The organism is Enterobacter cloacae complex sp. R_G8, from assembly GCF_024599795.1.
GTDB lineage: Bacteria > Pseudomonadota > Gammaproteobacteria > Enterobacterales > Enterobacteriaceae > Enterobacter > Enterobacter dissolvens.
On the sequence record NZ_CP102246.1, the window covers coordinates 1,940,627 to 1,962,389 of the forward strand.

At 54.9% G+C, this 21,763-nt stretch carries 14 protein-coding genes, 1 tRNA gene and 1 pseudogene; 4 read left to right on the top strand and 12 right to left on the bottom strand.

Translation table 11 applies throughout. The features are described 5' to 3' along the window. Window positions 1-116: 116 nt before the first annotated feature. On the bottom strand, window positions 117-4,151 hold the full coding sequence (locus tag NQ842_RS09170) for a hypothetical protein (protein WP_257256763.1): 4,035 nt from the start codon (window positions 4,149-4,151) through the stop codon (window positions 117-119). 299 nt (window positions 4,152-4,450) lie between these two features. On the opposite strand from NQ842_RS09170, the pseudogene NQ842_RS23390 reads away from it, so the two are divergent. Beyond that, window positions 4,451-4,574, top strand: a pseudogene (locus tag NQ842_RS23390) (type II toxin-antitoxin system PemK/MazF family toxin); the annotation flags it as partial. 185 nt (window positions 4,575-4,759) lie between these two features. On the opposite strand, the gene NQ842_RS09175 reads toward NQ842_RS23390, so the two are convergent. The 6 genes from NQ842_RS09175 to NQ842_RS09200 form a co-directional block, all read right to left on the bottom strand. Next, window positions 4,760-4,835: transfer RNA gene (locus NQ842_RS09175), tRNA-Asn, on the bottom strand. 168 nt (window positions 4,836-5,003) lie between these two features. Further along, a complete protein-coding gene (locus tag NQ842_RS09180) occupies window positions 5,004-7,193 on the bottom strand; it encodes a TonB-dependent siderophore receptor (RefSeq protein WP_257256764.1) in 2,190 nt (729 codons plus the stop codon). 26 nt (window positions 7,194-7,219) lie between these two features. Continuing rightward, window positions 7,220-8,545 (bottom strand): lysine N(6)-hydroxylase/L-ornithine N(5)-oxygenase family protein, encoded by a 1,326-nt coding sequence (locus NQ842_RS09185; RefSeq protein WP_050860233.1) that lies wholly within the window; start codon window positions 8,543-8,545, stop codon window positions 7,220-7,222. Continuing rightward, a complete protein-coding gene (gene iucC, locus NQ842_RS09190; RefSeq protein WP_306672649.1) occupies window positions 8,542-10,284 on the bottom strand; it encodes an aerobactin synthase IucC in 1,743 nt (580 codons plus the stop codon). Before iucC ends, NQ842_RS09185 begins: the two co-directional genes overlap by 4 nt. Further along, the gene (locus NQ842_RS09195) at window positions 10,281-11,228 is read right to left on the bottom strand and encodes a GNAT family N-acetyltransferase (protein WP_257256765.1); all 948 of its coding nucleotides are present in this window, start codon (window positions 11,226-11,228) and stop codon (window positions 10,281-10,283) included. The genes iucC and NQ842_RS09195 overlap by 4 nt, the downstream gene beginning before the upstream one ends. Then, window positions 11,228-12,970: an IucA/IucC family siderophore biosynthesis protein gene (locus tag NQ842_RS09200; RefSeq protein WP_257256766.1), complete on the bottom strand. Its 1,743-nt coding sequence runs from the start codon at window positions 12,968-12,970 to the stop codon at window positions 11,228-11,230. The genes NQ842_RS09195 and NQ842_RS09200 overlap by 1 nt, the downstream gene beginning before the upstream one ends. Window positions 12,971-13,108: 138 nt before the next feature. Between NQ842_RS09200 and NQ842_RS09205 the strand changes: the two genes are divergently transcribed. Beyond that, window positions 13,109-14,320 (top strand): MFS transporter, encoded by a 1,212-nt coding sequence (locus NQ842_RS09205; RefSeq protein ID WP_192544489.1) that lies wholly within the window; start codon window positions 13,109-13,111, stop codon window positions 14,318-14,320. On the opposite strand, the gene mtfA is transcribed toward NQ842_RS09205, so the two are convergent. Both mtfA and NQ842_RS09215 read right to left on the bottom strand, forming a co-directional pair. Continuing rightward, window positions 14,317-15,114 carry a DgsA anti-repressor MtfA gene (gene mtfA, locus NQ842_RS09210; RefSeq protein WP_046888392.1) on the bottom strand — a complete coding sequence of 266 codons (798 nt, stop codon included), beginning with the start codon at window positions 15,112-15,114 and terminating at the stop codon, window positions 14,317-14,319. The two genes, NQ842_RS09205 and mtfA, sit on opposite strands and share 4 nt — an antisense overlap. Before the next feature lie 228 nt (window positions 15,115-15,342). After that, window positions 15,343-15,885 carry a chorismate mutase gene (locus NQ842_RS09215; RefSeq protein ID WP_014832558.1) on the bottom strand — a complete coding sequence of 181 codons (543 nt, stop codon included), beginning with the start codon at window positions 15,883-15,885 and terminating at the stop codon, window positions 15,343-15,345. Window positions 15,886-16,163: 278 nt separating this feature from the next. Here NQ842_RS09215 and traF point away from each other — a divergent pair, with 278 nt between their 5' ends. Together traF and NQ842_RS09225 are read left to right on the top strand one after the other, a co-directional pair. Further along, window positions 16,164-17,369 (top strand): conjugal transfer protein TraF, encoded by a 1,206-nt coding sequence (gene traF / locus NQ842_RS09220; RefSeq protein ID WP_257256767.1) that lies wholly within the window; start codon window positions 16,164-16,166, stop codon window positions 17,367-17,369. Window positions 17,370-17,423: 54 nt separating this feature from the next. Beyond that, on the top strand, window positions 17,424-18,080 hold the full coding sequence (locus NQ842_RS09225; protein WP_257256768.1) for a class I SAM-dependent methyltransferase: 657 nt from the start codon (window positions 17,424-17,426) through the stop codon (window positions 18,078-18,080). Window positions 18,081-18,117: 37 nt separating this feature from the next. Here the strand turns inward: NQ842_RS09225 and NQ842_RS09230 are convergent, their stop codons facing one another. From NQ842_RS09230 to flhB, 3 genes are read right to left on the bottom strand one after another with little or no spacing between them, the layout of a single operon-like run. Beyond that, window positions 18,118-18,525, bottom strand: coding sequence for a flagellar protein FlhE (locus tag NQ842_RS09230; protein WP_014832555.1), 408 nt, complete (start codon window positions 18,523-18,525; stop codon window positions 18,118-18,120). Continuing rightward, complete coding sequence (gene flhA, locus NQ842_RS09235) at window positions 18,522-20,615, bottom strand: flagellar biosynthesis protein FlhA (protein ID WP_083021035.1); 2,094 nt, start codon at window positions 20,613-20,615, stop codon at window positions 18,522-18,524. Before flhA ends, NQ842_RS09230 begins: the two co-directional genes overlap by 4 nt. Next, window positions 20,615-21,760, bottom strand: a complete 1,146-nt coding sequence (gene flhB, locus NQ842_RS09240) for a flagellar biosynthesis protein FlhB (protein WP_014832553.1) — start codon at window positions 21,758-21,760, stop codon at window positions 20,615-20,617. Before flhB ends, flhA begins: the two co-directional genes overlap by 1 nt. Window positions 21,761-21,763: the final 3 nt, after the last annotated feature.

Consider the following 21,763-nt stretch of genomic DNA (forward strand, 5'->3'; position numbering starts at 1 on the left):
ACCAGTCAAGACCACCAGAATGACCAATACTTTTCAACAACTTCTTTATGCCAGTGGTAAACGCCTGATCTTACACCTGTGGTGATATCGGATATTTATGTTCGATGTAACTTATGTTAATGCTTACGGGGCCGTGAAACATCTAAAACGAAAACATCAATTAAACTACGAAGTTCAGCCGGTAATACTGCTTCAATACTGATTTTAAGCTCCTGCGCGGTTTTAATTCCGTGAGTTTTGCGGCCAGCGACGGTTTCGCTTTCTCCAAACCATATGACAAGAAAGATACCCTGCTGCTCGGCATCAGGATGAATGGCATAACGGTCATAGAGTTGGGCTGAAGCGGCAGAATATAACTCTCTGTGCCACTGGCCTTTGACTTCCGTAACGAGCAGTCGTCTTCTTCCGCCAATCAATTTAGATGCCGTGAAATCACTCCTGTTTTTCCCTTTCAACTGATGCTCAGGAGTTATAGAAATGCCCTGAGGCTGAAGTCTTAAATTCAGGCGTTCCGCAATAATCTCTGTGGACTTTACCTCATCAAGGCGTTCATTTTTCTCATAGAAGCGATCTGCTGAGTTAAACTCCCCGCCAGCAATCGCTTTCTGGAAATCATTAAGCTCCTGAAGAACTAATTGACGCAGGCTTTCAACAGTAACCACTGAATCACAATCCAGATGTTGAACTATTTCATCTGGCGTCGGCGGTTCAAAATCCCTGAGCGCTTTTTTCCTGAGCTGACCGGCATATATACTTTGCAGTCCTTTATGCTGGCTCGTGAAACGTGGATCGGCAAGAAGGCGACCCAGTACGGGTATTGCATTGTCAGGAATATCTGATTCAATTGACCACATTAAATCAGTCAAAAAGCGGTAGGCTTTTTCCTCTTCTGGACTATCACTGTCCCAATGATCCGGTAGGTCAACGCGCGACCATTGTTCAATGAAAGCATCTAAAATGGCTTCAATTTTGATTGAGGTCAGTTCCGGCCAGGCACGGTGCTCACTTCGGCTCAGGCGCCCAGAACGTTCATAAAAATGTAGTAAATTATCTTTGTCTGATTTTAGCCATGCCCAATATGTATCCGTAATATTCTCCAGAAAGTAGAACCCACGTACCATCCAGAATAGTCGCTTGCGTTCAATATCCTCATTTTCTGTCGGATTAGGCCAGCCTGACATCACATCTGAGCAACGCTCTGCAATAATCTCTTTTAAATCCTCACGATCGCCGTATTGAGCAGCAATTTCAAAAAGTTCATCTACTGAATTAAGGGATAAATCAGTAAAACGACGAAGCCATTCAATCGAAAGTTTAGCGCGTGAATGACGAAAGACCTCTTCCCCACTTAACATCCAGATTTCAGGGTGAGGGCATGATTGAGCTAGTTGGGGTTCAACGTATTGCTGGAGATATTTTTCAGCACTTTCACTATCAGGAAAAATGAGGCGGTCTATTTCAGTCTGTAGAGCGTTACGTTCTTCCGTCGAAACTGAGTCATATCCCATATGAATGTTGGTTCTTAATGCTATAAGTAATTCGGTATTGACGCATTCAAGATCGCCTTCTGCACGTAAAATCTCCAGACAGGCTGCATATAAAACTGTCTCAGAATACCTGTGCTTAGATTCACATTGTAGAGCCGCTAGTTCGGGTAGGGTGGGAACCACGGGAGTAATAAAATCCAGACAATTTCTTAAAGCAGTCCGAACCAGTTTCTCGTCACCAAATTCTAATTCAATTCTTTCTGGATGCATGAGCACAAGTTCTGCAAAACGCACCAGACAACTCCAGTGACGACCACGTTCTACAAGATCTCTGTTTTCATTAACAAATTGTATGTTTTTAGCGTGAATCTCTTGTTGTTTCTTGTCATGACGTTTCCTGCTTCGGCTATGTCTGAATCTCCATAACTGGTGCTCCTGTTCGGATAATTTCATTGCATTGTTGTATCGGGCCCATTCGCGCATAAATGCGGGTTTGGAAAGGGCGTGCTGACGCATTTGTGTCCGCAAATCATCAGGGCCATATTCTTCCTTGTTTTTGTAACGTTGATGGTTGACAAGAAAACTCGCCCACAGGTCAACGTTATCTGTTTCAAACGCCAGATTGAGGATGAATTTATAGTCATTCCTCCATAAATGAAGGCCTGAATGTGAATGCAGGTGTCCGTCGAATTTTTCTACTCTTATATTGAATATCTCTTTACGATCCGTTAATGGCCTGAATACATAAGCAATGATCTCCTGACGAAGTGTGTCATTTTCCCGAAGCACCTGTACCGATTTGCTTTGATCGGGTTGGCATTGGCGATGGAAATTGAGATTACCTATCCATTGCCAGATCCTGACAGGGTCAAACGGTGCTTGAGTCAGTTCAAAATAGCGATCGACCATTGAACCGACGATCTTGCTTATCCCATTGCGACAATCACATTCATAGGGTTTTTTTCCACAGTGGCAATGAAGGTTATGGGTCAGCTCATCCAGAAGAGATTCGAGAGTATGTTGTGAAAAACATGAAATGAGCTTTTTAATAAAATAACGAGAGCCGACAACTCTTTCAAATTGTTCTTTTTGAGCAGGGTAGAGGTTCGCACAGACGCGTAAGAATCCAGAGAGATATGTGTGCTTAAATTTTTCTGGCCCTGTGACTTCGATGGCTTTAGCGGCAATATTGAGTGAAATGTTACTTGCCTCAAAAATCAAAACGGCTAAAGCGCCAATGAAATCGTATTGTTTGACATTGAGTAAGCATCTACTTGCCAAGGTACGAATGTGTTCAGACTCGTTGGGGTTTAAGGTAAGCAGACTTAATTCAGGCGTCAACTGACTGTTTACCTGTGAGTCTGTCAGAAGTTCTAAAATTAAATCACGTAAATGACCATCATTACCCATCATTAAAAGAGGCTTTATTTCTTCAATAACGTCTTGAGTGAAAAAACCAGCCGCGCTGAACCGACGCCAGAAATCGCTCCGACGAAAGTAAGGGTCTGCGGCTTCAATCTCTTTGAGTCGATGAAGAAGTTGTCGTTTCGATGAGCGTTCAAGCTGTGATGGATCGCCGTTTGCGAGAACCGCATAGGCGTCAAGCTCAATAATGGATTCCTGTACTGATTTGTTGCCTAATGCTGCCATCCATCCGAGCAGACCTCTCAACTCATCCCTGGCAGTTCCGTTCGGTGCAATAACAGGCAAGCACTTTGTTAAAGTGAGAACATCCCCAGGGTCGGTTATGCGTTTAATAAGATAATCCGCTGCGCAGTACTCAGCGACGATCTTATGAACCGGGCGGTGCTGGTCTTCCTTATCTCCGGGTTTGAAAAGCTGAGTTGACAATATGTCGTAACAGGCAGTACTGCCGCTAAATAATGCTGGCAGCATGGGATACATCCGGCTTGCCGTCGCGTCTATGGTGCTGACTCCCTCTGCGCCTGACAACAGAAGTTTGACATAAACCTCGGAAGAAAATGAAATCTTCTGTGCAACTGAAAGAGATATAGAGGCTTTAGGGATATCTGGGTTGACTTCCTTAGCCAGTCGTTCGACCGCTAAAGCAAAGATTGAACGTTTGTTAGCAAATCGCCTGCCACTTTCTAGATAAGCATCGGTGAACATTTTCAGAAACTGAGGGTTTGGTAACAACATTTCTAAATTAAACTGTGCTACTTCGTTCTGGAATGTAAAGAAGTCTTCTTCTGGCGCATGGTGCTTAAAGATGGCGTGTTGTTCGTTTTGATCGAATTCTCTCAGCCTCACAATCATAGGGGAGAAACCAAGAAATTTCTCAAAAATACCGGTAGAAGCCAGCCCCCATTCGCTTGACCTGCTGGACATGATTACGCGAGTTGGTTTTGATGTTCTGGCTAGCGCGAGGAGTTTATGAATACCCGATTGATCGATCCTGGCGACCTCATCAACGGCATCAATTACCAGTGGGCTATTTTCTTTATCTGCTCCCACGTATGCAAATACGCTGGCATTTAAGACAGAAGTGTTCAGTTTACGAGCGATGCTTTTCATCAGCTCCGTTTTCCCGCCACCGGGTTCTGCTAACACAACAATGTGCGTTGATGCCGCCAGCAACTCTGTCTCTGTGTACGTCTTATCACCGTACGTAAAATTACGTTCAAGATAGAAGGTTGAGTTCATAGTTACAAAATGCTTCGTGTTGAATAGCCCAAATATTCCAGCAAAAAGGAAAGCTGCACCTGAATTTTCTAACTTCTGTCAGAGATAGTACGGCATTTTTTCTTTATTGGGTGGCTGTTTTATTAACTGCTGGACACATTATACAACTTATTGACATTCATCACATTTCACAATAACGCTGTACAAGCGAGCAGAGTATTAAACCTTTTCTGTTATGAAGGGCTCATATGGGGAATTTTTATCTAATGTGATCTGCTTCTAGCCCCTTCATTTACTGCTACTCACTAATTGCAATACTGTTTAATCAGTTCACCCGACTGCCCTTTGTCGTTCCCATCACCAGCGGAGAAAGCTTTGCTCGAGTAGCGGATTTTGCCCTTTCGCTGGATGATGCAAGAATAAAAAACGGACGTTATTCGCTGTTAGTAAATCAGAAGTGTTGATATGTAAGCCTTGATTAGCAAGTGTGTGGGACGTATACCTGAGCCTAGCGTGAATGAAGTGATGGCAATATAGCAAGCCATTCTGAGCTGATATTTTTGATATGATAGGATAAATTCACAAAACAAGAAGCCCGCTTAACTTTACTTAAGCGGGCTTCTTAAATTTGGCTCCTCTGACTGGACTCGAACCAGTGACATACGGATTAACAGTCCGCCGTTCTACCGACTGAACTACAGAGGAATCGTGTGAACGAGGCGCATAGTAGCGACCTCGGTACGCCTTGTCAAAGGGTGAAAACACCCTTTTTGATCGTTTGCCGACAATTTCAGCAAATCGCTGATTTAATAGTAAATTTGCGGTGAAATTACACAGCAGGATGCGCCGCCTGCGGGCAGGCGGCGCAGCTGTTTAGAACAGCACGGAGTAGTTCAGACCAAACGTACGTCCACGGCCTTTATAGGTATACAGACCCGGAGCGCCATACGTTGGGCTATACAGCCCTGGTGCGCGCTGTCCCCAGGCGGTGGTGTAGTCTTTGTCCAGCACGTTTTCCACGCTGAAGCTCACTTTACCCACCGGCAGGGCGTAGCTGCCCAGGAAGTCGACCGTGTTATAGCCATCGATCTTCTTACCGTCGGCATCAGAGACGTCAAAGGTCTGGGTACTCTGCACGCGCAGGGTCCAGTCGCCCGGCGCCCAGTTGACCCAGGCGCTGGCTTTCGACGGGCTGGCGCTGTCTACCGTCAGCTTCTCCCATTTACCGTTTTCACGGGTTTCAGACTTAATGGCGTTAAAGTTCGCGCCGGTGCTCCAGTCGCTGTCGGTGAAGAAATAGTCCACCTGACCTTCCACCCCGTAGATACGACGTTTGTCATCTTCCAGGTTGATGGTCATATCGGTTTTGTTGATGGTGATGGTTTTATCCGAGAGCGAGTAGTACGCCGCAACCTGCGTGCGCAGGTTATCGCCGGTGTAGCGCCAGCCCAGCTCGTAAGCGTTAACCTTAATGCCGTCCAGCGTCGAGTCGTTAACGTTCACGCTGTTCAGCAGGCGATAGTGCCCGTCAACCAGCTGATAGGTGCCGGAGCCGTAGTACTTCGCCAGGTCCGGGATTTCGAAGCCCTGGGAGAAGTTAAACCACAGCTGCTGCTGTTCGGTCAGGCGGCCAAGGATCCCGGCGTTAAACAGGAAGTTGTTGTAATTGGTCTTCCCGCCCGGTACCGCGTCTGCGGAGGTAGCCTTACCGGTGGCGATAGCCTGCTGCTGGGCGTAACCAACAAAGTCATCCACCTTGTTTTCGGTATACTGGTAACGCACGCCGCCGCTCAGGGTGATGGCGTCAATGTCATAGCTCGCCTGCAGGAACGGGGCGAGGTTGGTAATGCTGTAACCCGGATAACGCCCAACGTTGTACGCATTGTCCAGCTTCATGCCGCCGCTCGCCGCCGCTTTACTCAGGTCGAAGAACTGCTGGTTGGCATCGAAGGTTTCATGGTCGGCATCCACGCCCCAGGTCAGGGTTAAATCATCCACCGGCTTGCTGTTCAGCGTCAGCTTACCGCCGTAGAAATCGGTCTTCTGCTGAGAGGCTCCGATGCTGGTGACCGTCCCTTTGCTCAGGGTCGGGAACGGGTAGTAGGTCAGACTCTCGTCACGGTAGTAGATCTGCGCGACCAGATCCTGTCCCCAGAAATCGGTATTAGAGTACTGCAGGTTAATCAGATGGCGCTCGGTTCCGGGAATACGGTCAGAGTCCAGGTTGTTTTTGTTATACGCAGTGGCATCACCCGTTACTGCCGAGAAGTTCTTCCCGAGGTACAGGCCATGCTTGCCATCGGATTCGCTCTTGTAGTACTGGGTGGTTAACTGCAGCTGCTGGTGATCGTCAATGTTGATGGTGCCGGTGCCCATCACATCAATACGGTCGGAATACTGTAAGCCGGTCTGGGTGTTATCGATAATCACCTCGTCGCCGTTGCCGTCATACCAGCCGCCGTAACGCTGATAAGAAACGGACAGGCGACCAGACGCATTATCATTACCGCCACTGACCGCCGCCGACACGTTCTCATCGTGGTCGTTGTGGCTGTTAAACCCGCTTTTTGCCCCGGTCTGGAATTCGACTTCCGTCTCCGGCTGACCTTTTTTGGTGACGATGTTCACCAGGCCGCCGGTACTGCCGCCGCCGTACAGCGAGGTGGCGCCGGAAATCACTTCGATACGGTCGATGTTGAACGGATCGATAGAGTCAAGCTGACGGCTGTCGCTGCGGGAGGAGTTCAGACGCACGCCGTCCACCATCACCATCATTGAACGGCCGCGCAGGTTCATACCGTAGTTGGTGCGCCCCTGGCTGCTGACGTCCATGCCCGGGATCAGCTGCGCCAGCACGTCTTTAATCTCTTTCCCGCCCTGAACCTGCTGCTCAATTTCAGAACGCTCAATAACCCAGGTGGTCTGCGCCATCTCCGCCACGCTGCGGTGCGCGCGGCTGGCGGAGACAACGATATTTTCTTCCTTTTGTTCTTCTGCCCACGCAGAGGTCGAAAGCATGGCAAGCAAGCACGGATTTAAAACCCAAAGATGAGAACGTTTCATTGTTATGTTGATCCTGATTGTGTGCGTCAGTACTCGGTGGTCTGTGCTAATGATTTAAAAACCTGGCTGTTATCCACGCTGGTGGTGCTACGCCAGTGGATCACGCCGGGGGTGGTGGCCAGCTCAAACGGCTCGTCGTCGTGCGCGCGATTGAGAATTCGCGCGGCGCGCCAGGCCATCAGGCTAAGCTGGGGTTCGGCAATGCCGAGACGGTGCATCCCGGCATTCACGGCAAACAGGCGGTTGCTCTGCGGGCCGTCCCATTCAAGGGTGAAATCGTTGTTGATATGGAAGGCTTCATCGGCATCCAGGTGCAGACGATGGGAGAGCGGCGCCAGAAACGCAGGCGGCGCGGCGCGGTAGCCGGTGGCAAAGATCACCACGTCGCTCTCCAGCTGTTCGCGGCCGCCGTCGAGGTGATGCTGTAGCGTCAGGCGCTGCCCGTTTGGCAGTCGCGTGAGGGCGGTCACCGAGCGGGACGGCATCAGGTGCGCCCAGGGTTTTTCTCGCAGCACTTCGAAGCGGTGGTACATGGCGCGGTAAATCGCCAGCAGGGACTCGGTGGTGATACCGTCAGAGGTCATCTTCTGCTCGTGCAGCATCTGACGACGGGCCTCTTCACCAAGCGTGGAGAAGCTGTCCACGTACTCCGGCGTGAAATACTCGTTGGCAAACGCGGCCTCATCCAGGGCGTTGTAGTTGTTGCGGCGTGACACCCAGTTCAGGCTCAGCGGCTGACCCCACTCCCCGCGGAAGATATTCAAAAACAGATCGGCACCGCTCTGGCCGCCGCCAACGACGGTCACCCGTTTGCCCGCCAAATCTGGCGTGCGCAGCATCATCTCGCTGGCGTGGAAGCAGCTGTCATCCTGCGCGGTCACGCAGTCGGGGAGGTTGATCTGTTTGCCAATCCCCACGCAGACATGGCGCGCCAGGAAGCGATCGCGCTGGGTTACTACTTCAAACAGGCCCTTTTTCTCATCAAAACTCACCTGCTGCACCTGCTGGCTGAAGGCGAGGTTGGTGAGGTTTTCCGCCGCCCAGCTCAGGTAATCAGCAAACTCTTCGCGGGAGACGGTGCGCTGCTCGGTGGTCAGAAAACGGTAGAACTTTTTACGCTGCACCAGGTAGTTGAGAAAGCTGTGACGGTTGGTCGGCTCCACGGCGCTGACCAGATCCTTCAGGAAGCTGGTTTGCATGTGGCAGTCCGGGACCATCATCCCCGGGTGCCAGGAGAAATGCGGCTTGCGTTCAAGGAACAGTGAGCTAAATCCGTCCAGCCCCTCTGCAAGGGCTGCGATGCTGAGGTTAAACGGGCCAATACCAATGCCGATGAAATCATACGTTTTCATTGCGCTGACTCCTGGGAGACCAGAAAAAGGGGGTTATCGAGATCGCAGACGTAGTTCGGCAGCATGCGGCTGCCACCGTCGTGTTCGGAGAAGGTGAGTTTTACCGGGTTGAGGATCACGCGAATGATCTGCGGCTTAAACAGGTCGAATTTCGCGAAACGTTCTGCAAGATCCGGATGCGCGGCCATATAACGGCGCAAAACCTGCGCCAGGATCTGGTAGAAGCGGGTTTCGCTGACACCGCTTTGCTGCGTGAGACGCGAGATAAAACGCAGCACCGTCACGAAGTTGCCGGTTTGCAGGTCGTGAATGATGTACTCCGCGCTCAGACGCGCCGTAACGGCTTTCACCTGTTGCGGCAGGCTTTCCGCCTGCGGGAAATCTTCATCCACCAGCCGCATATCACCCTGGAAATCCTTCAGCAGAATGCGCTGCGGTACGTAGTCTTTCATCACCAGCGTCACGTTCTGGCCGTGGGCGATGAGCGCCACGCCGTAGCGGCAGAGCAGGTGATAGAACGGGATCACCGTGGCATCGAACAGTTTTTCCAGCCAGGCTTCGGCGGTTAATCCCGAATGCGCAATCCACGCGTCAATCAGCGGGCGTCCGGCGTTGTCGGTCTCCATCAGCGCCGCCATCAGCACCGCCTGCTCGCCGTCCTGCAGATAGCAGGACGGGTTTTCGCGCCAGATCACGCCCAGCATCTCCTGATAGCGATAGGGCGCTTTCGGTAATGCGGCGTAACCGGTATGCGACAGATATCCGGCGGCGGGTTCGCCAAGCACCTGCGCGCCAGAGCGGGTGAGGGTGGCGTCGCTGGTGAACTGCTGCTGTAACCAACGCGACGCCAGCGGCCCGGCGGCAATGTACTTGCCCGGAATGCCGCGATAGCAGGAGGTGTTGTAGATGGTCAGCGGCAGCTTGATGTCATACGGCGCGCGACGGCTGGCGTTGGTCAGCGTGCGCAGGGACTGTTGGGCCAGATACTCATCACCAAATTCCCCCAGCTCCACCATCTCACCGCGCGCGAGCTGCCCCAGGAAATGGACGGCAATTTTTTGCTGCCATTGCCACGGGTGCAGCGGCACCGGCAGCCAGCTGTCGTCAAGCTTAAGCGTCTGCCAGCGGGCGTCAAAGCGTGCGCGCTCGGCACTGTCCATGGTGCTGGCCAGCAGGGTGTTGATATCGCAATCGACATCGCTGCTCCAGACCAGATGCTCGCGCTGCACGGCAACCCAGTGCAGGCGAAAACGGCCACGGTATTCTGGCGCGTACTGGCGCAGCGCATCCAGCCCCCAGCCGCGGCGTCCCTTGTTAAAAATGAACTTGGGATGGCCGCTCATCAGACACTGCAGTTCGTCCGGGTCGAGATGAATGAGCGCGTCGGCATCAAGCGTCTCTCGCGCCTGCAGCAGCTGCATGTCGCCCCGCAGCGTGGCGTAAAGATCTTCCAGATGCTCTGCCGTTTGCGCGTCGCTCATCTCCAGCACCGTCGCCAGCTGCAGAAACGCGCTTTCCGCTTCCACGGCGGCTCCGCTGTTGGTGGTCAGACTGGCGGGATCGATATGTAACCAGCCCCAGATGCCGCGTGTGGCGCGAAACTGCCATGTTTCGCTGCCCATGGTGATTTGCCAGCGATCAGCGGCCAGCGGTTCGGCGCTCAGGGTGCGTTCGTATTCCAGCTCGGCGAGGATCTTCGCCACCATCTCGCGGTTCACTTTTTGCCAGAGTGCGTTCACAGTCCCACCTCGCTGAAGAAGCGGTGACGCTCGCTCATGATGAGGCGCGAACGTTTATGCGGGAAGTCGAACTCTTTGACAGTCTCGAAACCAGCGGAAGCCAGATGGCGGAACAGGCGCTGGTTGTCGAATCGCGGCTCGGCGACAATGCGCGTCGTGCGCGGTTCATCCAGCCACAGATAGTGGCTCAGACCGCGCAGCCAGCTACGGATATACTGCGCGCCGCGCCAGTTCTCTTCGCCGACCAGCATATGCAGCCCACGGTCAAACGGCTGCCAGCGATAGTGGCGTCCGATACGGTCTTCTGCGGCCCAGTAGAGCTCAAAATAGCCGAACGGCTGATCGTCAAAGCAGCCGATAACCGGGTAGCAGTACGTCGAGTCGAGCTGACGGCGCAGGTAGTTTTCCTGCTCTTCCTGTGGGCCGGCCATCTCCCAGAACGCGTTGACGCGCGGGTTGTTCATCCACTGGGTAAAACGCTCACCGTCCAGCGCCACGTCGGCCACGCGGAAGCTCAGGGTGCGTTTAATTTGTGCATCGTAACGGCGATAAACTTCCCCTTGCGGACGGTGAGGGCGCAGCGGGAAGTAAAGCTGACGGCTCTCATCGAACTGCATGCCACCGCTGGCCTGCGGACGCTCCCCCTGCAGCCACAGCGGCAGCTGCCAGAAGGTCTCACGGGCCAGATAATCGCCGCTGGCAAGCGCGAATAACGTCTGCGCCTGCGGTTCATCCTGCCAGGCTGCCCACGGCAGCGTGATGCCGGTCAGCGCCGGGGCGGCGACAAACAGCTGATCCAGCGCCTCGACCAGCCAGCCGTCCGGGATATCGCGCAGGCGCTCCAGCACCGCGCTGCCGTCGAGGCCGAAGGTCAGCGGCAGGGACCTGTCTGTTGCGGTGCAACGAAAGCCATAGCCGGAATGGACGATATTCGCGTTAGCCATCACGCCTTCTCCTTGTAAAACGGGTTGCTAAAGTCGAAATAAATCACTGCCGGATCGACAATCGTGTTTTCGTTGCGATCGTGCAGGTAGCAGAAAAAGTTGCCTTTGCAGTTCCACGTCGGGCTGTCGAGCACATAGTCGAGACAGCGGGTCTGCTTCGCGGTCTGGCGCAGGTCTGCCAGCGCGTCACGCACCCGTGACATCAGGCTCTCTTCGCTGTCGAAACCTGCGGCGGCGAGGGCGGCGGTGACGGCAAGGGTGGAGTTCAGCAGCAGGTAATACGGGAAGTAGCGCAGCAGCTGGCTCTCGCCGAAGCGGTTTTCCACCTCGCTTTCCCCTGCCTCCTTCAGCCACGCGTCGGCCCCTTCGGTCCAGGCGCTGCCCTGGCAGTCACGGTAGATAAGCCCGACCGGGAAGTCCTGCTGCATCTCCACGAGAATGTTTTGCTGATGTGCCAGCAGAACCAGACCGTAATCGGCTTCGGCGCTGAACAGCGGAAGGAGAACGCGGTCGCAATAGGCGTCCAGCCAGCAGCGCGCGGCCTGGGCGAGGGGGAGATCCAGACGCTGGCTCAGACGGCGGACCGCAGCCGCCAGCAGGCTGTCACCGCCGTCCGGCGCGGCCTGCGTCAGGCTCACCAGCACGTTGGTTTGCGTATCCGGCGTATCAAACAGCAGGTTCACGCGCAGGGCCATCAGGCTCTCTTCCTGAATGGTGCCGCTTTCGTCGCGCAGACCGGCCCAGCCGTCTTCCTGCATCACGCGCATGGTCGGGTAGCGCGCCTGGAGTTCCTGCCAGCGCGCCGTTTTCGCCAGACGCGCCAGACGCATCCCGCGCTTAACCTCTTTCACCGACAGCGTGCGCACCGAGTTGGTCAGGCGCACGCTCAGGGAAAACTTAATCATGTCGCTGTTGGTTTCGCTGTACAGCGAGCGGGAGGAGCTGGTGGGCAGCCACTGCGCGCCCGCTTCGCCCAGATCCTGCAGCGCTCCCTTCGCCACCAGTCGCTGGCACCAGTCCTGACCGAGCAGGTACTCCGCCTGCCACGGATGCATCGGCAGCAGCCAGCGGGTGTCGGTGAAATGACCGAGCAGTTCAGGGGCGCTCTGGGCTGCGAAGCGCAGCAGACGTTCACGCAGGGAGACGTTCAGGCTCTCGCCGGCGATCAGTTCGCTCTCAACAGCAAACCAGCGCAGCGGGAAACGGGAGGCAAAATCGGGCAAATAGCGGCGTGCTTCGGCTTCGTTAAACGGCTCGTGTGACTTCGGGGCCGGATGGAATGCATGGCCGACCAGCAGCGCCTGTTCCGCCTTGGCGAACGTCAGCGGTGTGTCGCGCAGGTTTGCCCAGTTGTGACGCAAGTCGATCGCCTGCCAGGTATGGGCATGGCTTTCGAGGGCGCGCTGCTTAAAGCGCGCCAGCGTATCGGCATCCAGCGAGCCTTTTACAGAGGGTTTTTCAAGAATTAAATCAACCAGTTGAGGGAAAGTGACGGCGTCACTACGGTCGCTGTCGGTCTGGATGAGCGTTGCCGGGAAGCGGTACTGATGATGCTGGGTTGGGGAGAAATAGTGTACTGAAACCCGGATGGCCTGGGTTTGCGAGAGCGGGATATGGATCTGCGATACCTCATCCGCAGCGGTAGCGGGGAGATAGCGCCAGTCCTTCGTTTCGCGCAACAGGGCGTTTAAAAAACACTGGGCCGCAACGTCTGTACCGGCAGAGCGGGGCAGAGTACGCATAGATGTACCTCATTCCATGACTGATAATAATTCTCGTTATGATATTCATTCTGTTTACAGTCGCAACTATTTTTGCAATATTTGTTTGCATAAACTTCATGATTTCCACACATTTATTGACACTATGTTCACAATTCTATGCGCTCACTTTCCGACACCCTGACCGACAATCTCACCCCGAAAGCGAACTGGCCTCTGGCGTTGTGTGCCGGTTTACTGGGGATCGGGCAAAACGGTTTGCTGGTCATGCTGCCGCAGCTGGTTACGATGACCGGGCTATCGCTCTCCGTTTGGGCAGGGCTGTTGATGTTCGGTTCGATGCTCTTTTTACCGGCTTCGCCCTGGTGGGGACGCCAGAGCGAGCGGCACGGCTGTAAAAGCGTGATGCTGGCCTCGCTGAGCGGCTATCTGGCAAGTTTCTTCGTCATGGCGCTGGTGGTCTGGGCAATGGCGAACGGGATGCTCAATGCCGCCTGGGGGCTGGCAGGGCTTATCCTCTCGCGCACCCTGTACGGCCTGACGGTCTCCGGTCTGGTGCCGGCGGCCCAGACATGGGCCATTCAGCGTGCGGGTCTGGAGAAAAGAATGGCCGCGCTGGCGACGATAAGCTCGGGCCTCAGCTGCGGGCGTCTGCTGGGGCCGCCGCTGGCTGCACTGATGCTCAGCGTTAATCCGGTGGCACCGCTGTGGCTGATGGCGATAGCGCCCTTGATTGCCCTGCTGATGGTGCTACGTGAAGTGGCCGATCCGCCTTTACCGCCAGTGGCGCAGCAGGCGACGCGGCTGCAGGTATCAATGCTGCCTTATCTTATGCTGGCGCTGCTGCTTGCCGCGCTGGTGAGCCTGATGCAGCTTGGTCTGTCACCCCATCTCAGTCCGTTGCTGGACGGCAATGCGGCGCAAATCAGCCATCACGTTGCGCTGCTGCTGAGCCTGGCCGCGCTGGCAACGCTCGCTGCCCAGTTTCTGGTGGTGCGTCCGCAGCACTTTCGCCCGATGACGTTACTTTGCTTGGCCGCGGTGTTGATGGTGGTCGGGCTTGGGGTGATGTGTCTCGCGGATGTGGTGCTGTTCTATGTGGGGATCGTCATCACCTCGCTGGGAGCGGCGATGGCAACGCCCGGATATCAGCTGCTGCTGAACGACAGGTTAACGACAGGCAAAGGGGCGGGGGTGATCGCCACCAGCCATACCCTGGGCTACGGCCTCAGCGCGTTGCTGGTGCCGCTGGTGACGCGCATGTTCGGTGAAACGTTTTTAATCGTGGCCGCCTGGGCGATGGCGCTGCTGTTTCTAGCCCTGAGCTTAGGGGTACGGTCGGTTGAGCGTCCCCCTGTCGGAAGGCCTTAGTGGACCTGGCGGGAGGCGTGGCTGCCGGACTCCTCACTTTGCCGCAAACGCTGCAAGGGATCCTGCTGATAAAAATGACAAAAACGTTGCCACAGGGCCGGGAAACGCGGGGCGAACAGCTCCGGGGCGCTGAAGAAATACTCTGACAGCACCGCAAAACACTCGGCCGGATCGGTTGCCGCGTAGGCATCAATGCTGGCCGCGCTTTCCCCGACAAGGTCAATCTCATCCTGGATGTTTTCCATCGCCGCATGCAGGTCGTGCTCCCAACCGGCGACTTCACGCAACGGGATCAGCGGCACACCGCTGGCGCGATCGCCGTTGCGGGTATCAAGCTTATGCGCCACTTCGTGAACGATCAGGTTAAAGCCAGAGGCATCGAATGAGTCCTGAATATCCAGCCAGTTGAGGATAATGGGTCCTTGCTGCCAGCTTTGCCCGGACTGCACCACGCGCTGGTTATGCACCAGACCAATATCATCTTCCCACTCGTCATCAACGATAAACGGCGCGGGGTAGATCAGCACTTCGTGGAAACCATCCAGCCACTCGATACCCAGTTCGAGCACCGGCAGGCAGAACAGCAGGGCGATACGTGCACTTTTATGTGCATCCAGCTCAAACCCCTGCAGCGGGACCAGCCGCTTTTGCTGCAAAAAGCGATCTGCCAGTTGAATCAGCTTTGACTGTTCATCCGGCTGGAGGTTGGCCAGCACGGGGATCGCCAGCGCGTCATCCCACGGCAGCGCCACATGTTGACCAGCGTCATTTGATTTCCAGGGCCACTTAATCATCGCTGTGCTCGCAAACTCGTCACGTGAACAAAATGGAAAGGTCAGGTTAGGTTAACATGCCAAAGAACCCGGCATGAAGGCAACTACAAAACGTAGAGATGTCGGAATGGCAGAAGAGGCCAGCCTCTCTGCCATTATTCAAACACTTATCCCGTTTCCTTTCAGTGACAAGAATCCCATTGAGAACATCCCTGGCAGAAAACATGGCCGAACGGGGCCCCAGGACAGCTATCGACGCTTAATCTTCCCGAGCGCGTCAATCAGCTGTGCTTTCTCCAGCGCTGAGATCTGCTTATCGCTCAGCAACCCGGACAGCGTGCGGTCCTGCTCTTCACCAAATCCGCCACCGGTCAGGATTTGACGGCTAATCAGGTTCAGAATGGTGCTATCGAGTTCAAGAATTTGTGCTCTCACTTCTGTCAGGGGACGGGGTTGCCAGGCTTTTTCAGGCTGCAAACGCCAGCGATCAAGATAGCGATACTGGATATTTTTACTGACAGCCATCTGTGTCTGGATAAACGCATCAATACTCTGCGGATCCAGCATGACGTCACGGGCAGCGTCCTGTGCTTTCAGGAGAACATTTTTTTCCCGAGGGAGATCCTCAATGGGAAGGTGGTTCGCCGCCTTATAACCTGCCACATCCTTCATCACCTCGAATCGCGTGTTTAATGCCTCTGCCAGCTCAGGAAGGGTTGCGGCGTTCACGGAGGTGGCCAGCGATGAACCACACATTAAAATTGATGAAACCACAACGGCGAAATAGCGCACGGTTATTCTCCCGCAAAGATAAGTTGAGAAACTATTATCGCAGTCTGTTTATTACAGGCAATCGTTTATAACGTTAATAAACGATCATAATTGTAAGCATTTCAGGGAATGGGGCGGGAAATAAAAAATCCTGATGAATAAAGTCATCAATAGCGGAAATGTCTTTGAGGTTATCGCCAAATAAACAGAATGAACTTTTTGCTAGCATGATAAAGAGCAATTTATATCACACGCAATGAGCACCCTGACACACCGCTCAATATTACTCTGGGAATAAAATGAAAAAAAATATTATTTTGCGCAGCCTGTTACTGGCAGGTTTTAGCGTTGCAACCCCTTTTGCCTCGGCGTCTTATAACGGCTTTGATGCGCGCAGCACTGCAATGGGTGGCACCGGCGTGGCGTCAGCACATTTTGGTGCGGCACCGTTAGTGAACCCGGCACTACTTGCAACCTCGCGCTCACAGGACACTATCACCCTGATTGCCCCCTCCATCGGTGTGCAGGTCAGCGATTCGGCAAACCTGATTGATGGTTTTGATGACGTCAAATCAGCCTGGGATACGCTGGAAAGCGCCCTGGGCACCGGTACAGAAGCTGAAGCCGCAGGCAAGCTGGGCGATATTGTGTCAGGCCTCTACGGGGAAAATGCCTACGCAAATGTCGGGCTGGCGATGGTGCTTGCTGTGCCTGATGATTCACTTCCCATTGCGTTATCCATAAACACCTGGGCCAAAGGCAATGCGCGCGCGTTAGTGAGCCAGAGCGATCTGGACTATCTGGAAGGGGTTGCCAACGGGTCAATTATTCCCGTGAAAGACGATCTGGATAAATTAACCTCTCGCGCCGAAGGCATGGCCGCACTGGTGACGGAATACGGCGTGTCGATTGCGCATCCGTTTACCGTGGGCGATATGTCGATGGGCGTGGGGATCACGCCGAAGATCCAGCGTATCGAAACGTGGAATTACAACGTCGCCATTAACAACTATGACTCCTCCGATCTGCGCGATGGTAACTGGCAACATCAAACCATGAGTGCCAATATCGACGCCGGTTTCTTTGCCTCACCGACACCGGGCTGGATGGTGGCGCTGTCGGCGCAAAACCTGTTTGAAAACCGCGTGAAAACCCGTGAGGTGAACGGCTATCAGCCTGCTTTTGTTATTCGTCCGCAGGTTACCGCCGGTACCGCATGGCAAACGGGGCCAGTGACGTTAGGTGCCGATATTGATCTGACGCCGGTCAGCCATTTCCAGTATGTCGACAAAAATCAGTACGCGGCGTTTGGTGCTGAATGGCGCACGGCAGACTGGATCCAGTTGCGGGCGGGTTATCGCCTTGATATGCGTGGTAACGACCGCCGCGTCGTCACGGGCGGGGTGGGGCTTTCAGCCGGTGACGCCATGCAGTTTGACTTAACCGCTATTACCGGTCGTGACCGCACGATAGGCGGTGTCGCGCAATTTACTTTCTTCTTCTAAATAAAAGGCCACATAATGTGGCCTTTTTACTGCACCGCTCGCGCAGGAGAGCTTATGAGTACAAAAACACGTGACGGAATAAAAGCCTATAACCCACTTTCCCTGAAACTCTATGACTGGTGGGTACTGCGCGTTTCCAATCGCTATGCCTGGAAATGCGCTACCGAGCGACATCTGATTCCTCATTTCAGAAATAACATGAAAAATAACCACCTCGATGTGGGAGTCGGCACCGGATATTATCTGACGTTTACGCCAGGTTTCTGCACTATCTCGCTTATGGATTTGAATATTTCAAGTCTGGAGGCGGCGAATGCACGTGTGGGCAGAGGAAGAGTAAAGGAGTCCATATTGCATGACGTATTCAATCCTTATCCACCGCATTTGCGAGAGCAATTTGACTCCGTGTCGATGTTTTATCTGCTCCATTGCCTGCCCGGCGAAATGCACGATAAAGCTGAGGTGATTGCCCATGCCAGTGCAGCATTAACAAAAGAAGGGCGTTTATTTGGCGCGACTATTCTGGGTGACGATGCGGGTCACAATATGTTCGGGCGAAAACTGATGGACATTTATAATAAAAAAGGCATCTTTTGTAACCGAACCGACAGCGCAGAGGCGTTAGCCTCTCTCCTCTCCCGTTATTTTCATGATGTGGAGATCACCGTTGAAGGGAAAGTTGCACTCTTTAAAGCTGAACGTAAAAAATGAGTCAGGCGCATCACCGACGGTAACGTGGGTGATACGCTTAACCCCGGTTGCGATAACTCACCGTGACCTGATTTTTCAGCACGGTCAGCGGTGTGTCGAGGCGACCTCCCGCCACGGAATAATACTCAAAACGAAACGGCCCGCCTGCCGGCATCCCGGCAGGCAGGGGCAGCTCCCCGGCAAAGCCGGGCAGCGTCAGGCAGCGGGTGGCGCTGCACAGGCGAATGCGAAACCCGGCTGGGGTCAGGCCGTTCGTCTGAATCTTCCAGTGTACGCGAGAAGCGACGGCGCCTGCGGGCAGGGGAGAGGGGCTTTGCACCGGTTTGCTTTTCAGTACCACCTGTCCCCGGGTCATCGTGCCGCCGAAGCTGCTGGCGCTCCATGAACCGTCCGCCGCCATCGCCAGTGGTGAAACCAGCAGCAGCGCAAGTCCTGCTCTCCTCATCCTTTACCTCCAATCAGATACGTCATCCGCACGTTGCGCTGGGTGTTGATCTCCTGGCTGGAAAGGACCGCCAGCTGCGGGAAGATGCGGCGCAGGTAGCGCGACAGCATCAGACGCAGGGCCGGGTTCACCAGCAGCACCGGCGGCGCGCCTAAACCTTCCTGGTGCTGCAGCGCCTGTTCGGTCTGCTTCATCAGGTTTTCAGCTATCCCCGGCTCAATCGCGCTGCCGCTCTGGGTCGCCTGAATCAACAGCTGCTCCAGGGAGAGATCCAGCCCAATCAGTTGAATATCGTCCTCGCCCGGGAACCACTGCTGGGTGATTGCCCGGGAAAGACGCGCCCGCACGCGGGTGGTCAGCTCATCGGCATCGCTCTGGGCGGTGGCAAACTCCGCCAGCGTATCGATGATGGTGCGCATATCACGGATCGGCACGCGCTCGGCCAGCAGATTCTGCAGCACCTTATGCAGCGTGGTCAGGCTGATGACCGCTGGGATCAAATCTTCCACCAGTTTCGGTGAATGTTTGGTGATCTGGTCGAGCAACTGCTGCGCCTCCTGGCGACCAAACAGCTCCTCGGTATGGGTGGTGATCAGATGGTTGAGGTGCGTTGCCACCACCGAACTCGGATCCACCACCGTGTAGCCCAGCGTCTGCGCCAGTTCGCGGTGGACTTCATCGATCCACAGGGCTGGCAGACCAAAGGTGGGTTCGGTGCACGGCGTGCCGGGAACTTCGCCCTCGGCGCAGCCGGGGTTGATTGCCATCCAGCGATCCGGCTGCACTTCACCCGAACCAATGTTGACCCCTTTAAGCAGAATACGATAGTGCGTCGGCGCCAGATCCAGGTTGTCACGAATATGCACGGCAGGCGGGAGGAAGCCCATCTGCTGGGCAAACTTCTTGCGGATGCCGCGCACGCGGGTCAGCAACTGGCCCTGTTGCTCGTGATCCACCATCGGGATCAGGCGATAGCCCACTTCCAGACCCAGGGTATCTTCCATTTGTACGTCAGACCAGGTGGCTTCGTGCACCTGCGCCACCTCGGCTTCCGCCGCGTCGGCGTCAGCCTGCGCTCCACCCGTTTTTTTCGCTTCACCTTCGCGGCCGCGCAGCCACCAGGCGACGCCCAGCAGCGTGGCGGTAAACAGCAGGAAGACGAAGTTCGGCATGCCGGGGATCAGCCCCAGCAGACCAATCACGCCCGCCGCCAGCACAATCACGCGCGGAGAGGTAAACAGCTGGCCCACCATCTGCTCGCCCACATCCTGATCGTTCGCCACGCGGGTCACGACCACACCGGCCGCAGTGGAGATCACCAGACCCGGGATCTGCGCCACCAGACCATCACCGATGGTCAGCAGGGTATAGGTTTCACCGGCCACTCCCACGGACATGTCGTGCTGCATCACGCCAATCACCAGACCACCAATAATGTTGATCGCCATAATCAGCAGCCCGGCGATGGCATCGCCACGCACAAACTTACTCGCACCGTCCATCGAACCGTAGAAGTCGGCCTCCTGCGTCACCTCTTTACGGCGGCGCTTGGCTTCTTCTTCGCCGATCAGTCCGGCATTGAGATCGGCGTCAATCGCCATCTGCTTGCCCGGCATCCCGTCGAGAGAAAAACGCGCGCCCACTTCCGCAATTCGTCCCGCACCCTTGGTGATCACCATAAAGTTAATGATGATCAGAATGATGAACACGATGATACCAATGGCGAAATTACCGCCCACCAGAAAGTGGCCGAAGGCTTCTACCACCTGGCCCGCCGCTTCCGAGCCGGTATGGCCGTTCATCAGGATCACGCGCGTTGAGGCGACGTTCAGCGCCAGACGAAGCAGGGTGGAGAACAGCAGCACCGTCGGGAACGCCGAAAACTCCAGCGTATTCTGGGTAAACATGGCGACCAGCAGGATCATGATCGACAGCACGATATTGAAGGTAAACAGCAGGTCCAGCACAAAGGTCGGCAGCGGCAGGATCATCATCGCGAGGATGGTCATGATCAGTACCGGCCCGGCCAGCACCTGCCACTGGGTCTCCTTCATGTTGGGTAATCGTAATTTGGTGGCGATATTGGCCATCACTCTCTACTCTCTTGTGCAAAATCCATCCCCGCCGGAACGGGAAGATCTTTAGGTGTCAGCGGACGTAAGCCATAGCCCTTACGCCAGCGCTTAAGGCCATAAACCCAGGCCAGCACCTCCGCCACCGCGCTATACAGCTCGGCGGGAACCGGTGTGCCGGGGTCACAATGGCGATACAGGGCGCGCGCCAGCGGCGGCGCCTCAAGCATAGGGACCCGGTTCTCTTCGGCCAGTTCACGGATGCGCAGGGCAATCAGCCCGCTACCGCTGGCAACCACCATCGGCGCGCCCATGGCACCTTCCTGGTACTTCAGGGCGACCGAATAGTGGGTCGGGTTATTCACCACCACGTCAGCGGTGGGGACGTCGGTCATCATTCGCTGCTGCGCCATCTGACGCTGCAACTGGCGAACCTTGCTTTTAATCAGCGGGTCGCCTTCCTGATTTTTGAATTCGTCTTTGATTTCCTTCAGGCTCATGCGCAGCTTCTTGAAGTTGCTCCAGAGCTGGTAAACCACGTCGAACGCCACCATCGGGATCAGCGATAAAATAATGACCAGCATGCAGCCCATCAGCAGGGCGCTGATATCCCCCAGTGCCAGGCGCAGCGGTTCATACATCAGGCTGATAAATTTCCCTTTGTTGAACCACAAAAACAGCCCGCCGCCGATGCCCGCCAGCATCACCTTCAGAATGCTCTTCACCATCTCCGATACCATCTGCCCGGAAAACAGGCGTTTGATGCCGCTGATCGGATTGAGCTTTTTGACGTTAAATTTGAGGGCTTTGGCGCTCATATTCAGGCCGCCAATCAGCGACGGCGTGGCGACGGCAGTCAAAAACAGCCCGCCCACAAACGGCAGCAGGGCCAGAAAGGCGATACCCAGCAGCGCTCCGGCGTGATGCAGCATCTGCTGCGGGTCGCTGACTAACAGCCGGTCAAACGTTAAGCCGTTATGCAGCAGATGCTGCAGCTGTTTCGCCAGCCAGCCGCCCGCCACCAGCAGCAATCCCCAGCCTGCCAGCAGCATCAGGACGCTCGTCAGCTCGCGCGAGCGGGGAACCTGTCCCTCTTCGCGCGCTTTTTGCTTTCGGTGGGGTGTGGGGTCTTCTGTTTTTTCGCTGTCGTTTTGTTCTGACATGAC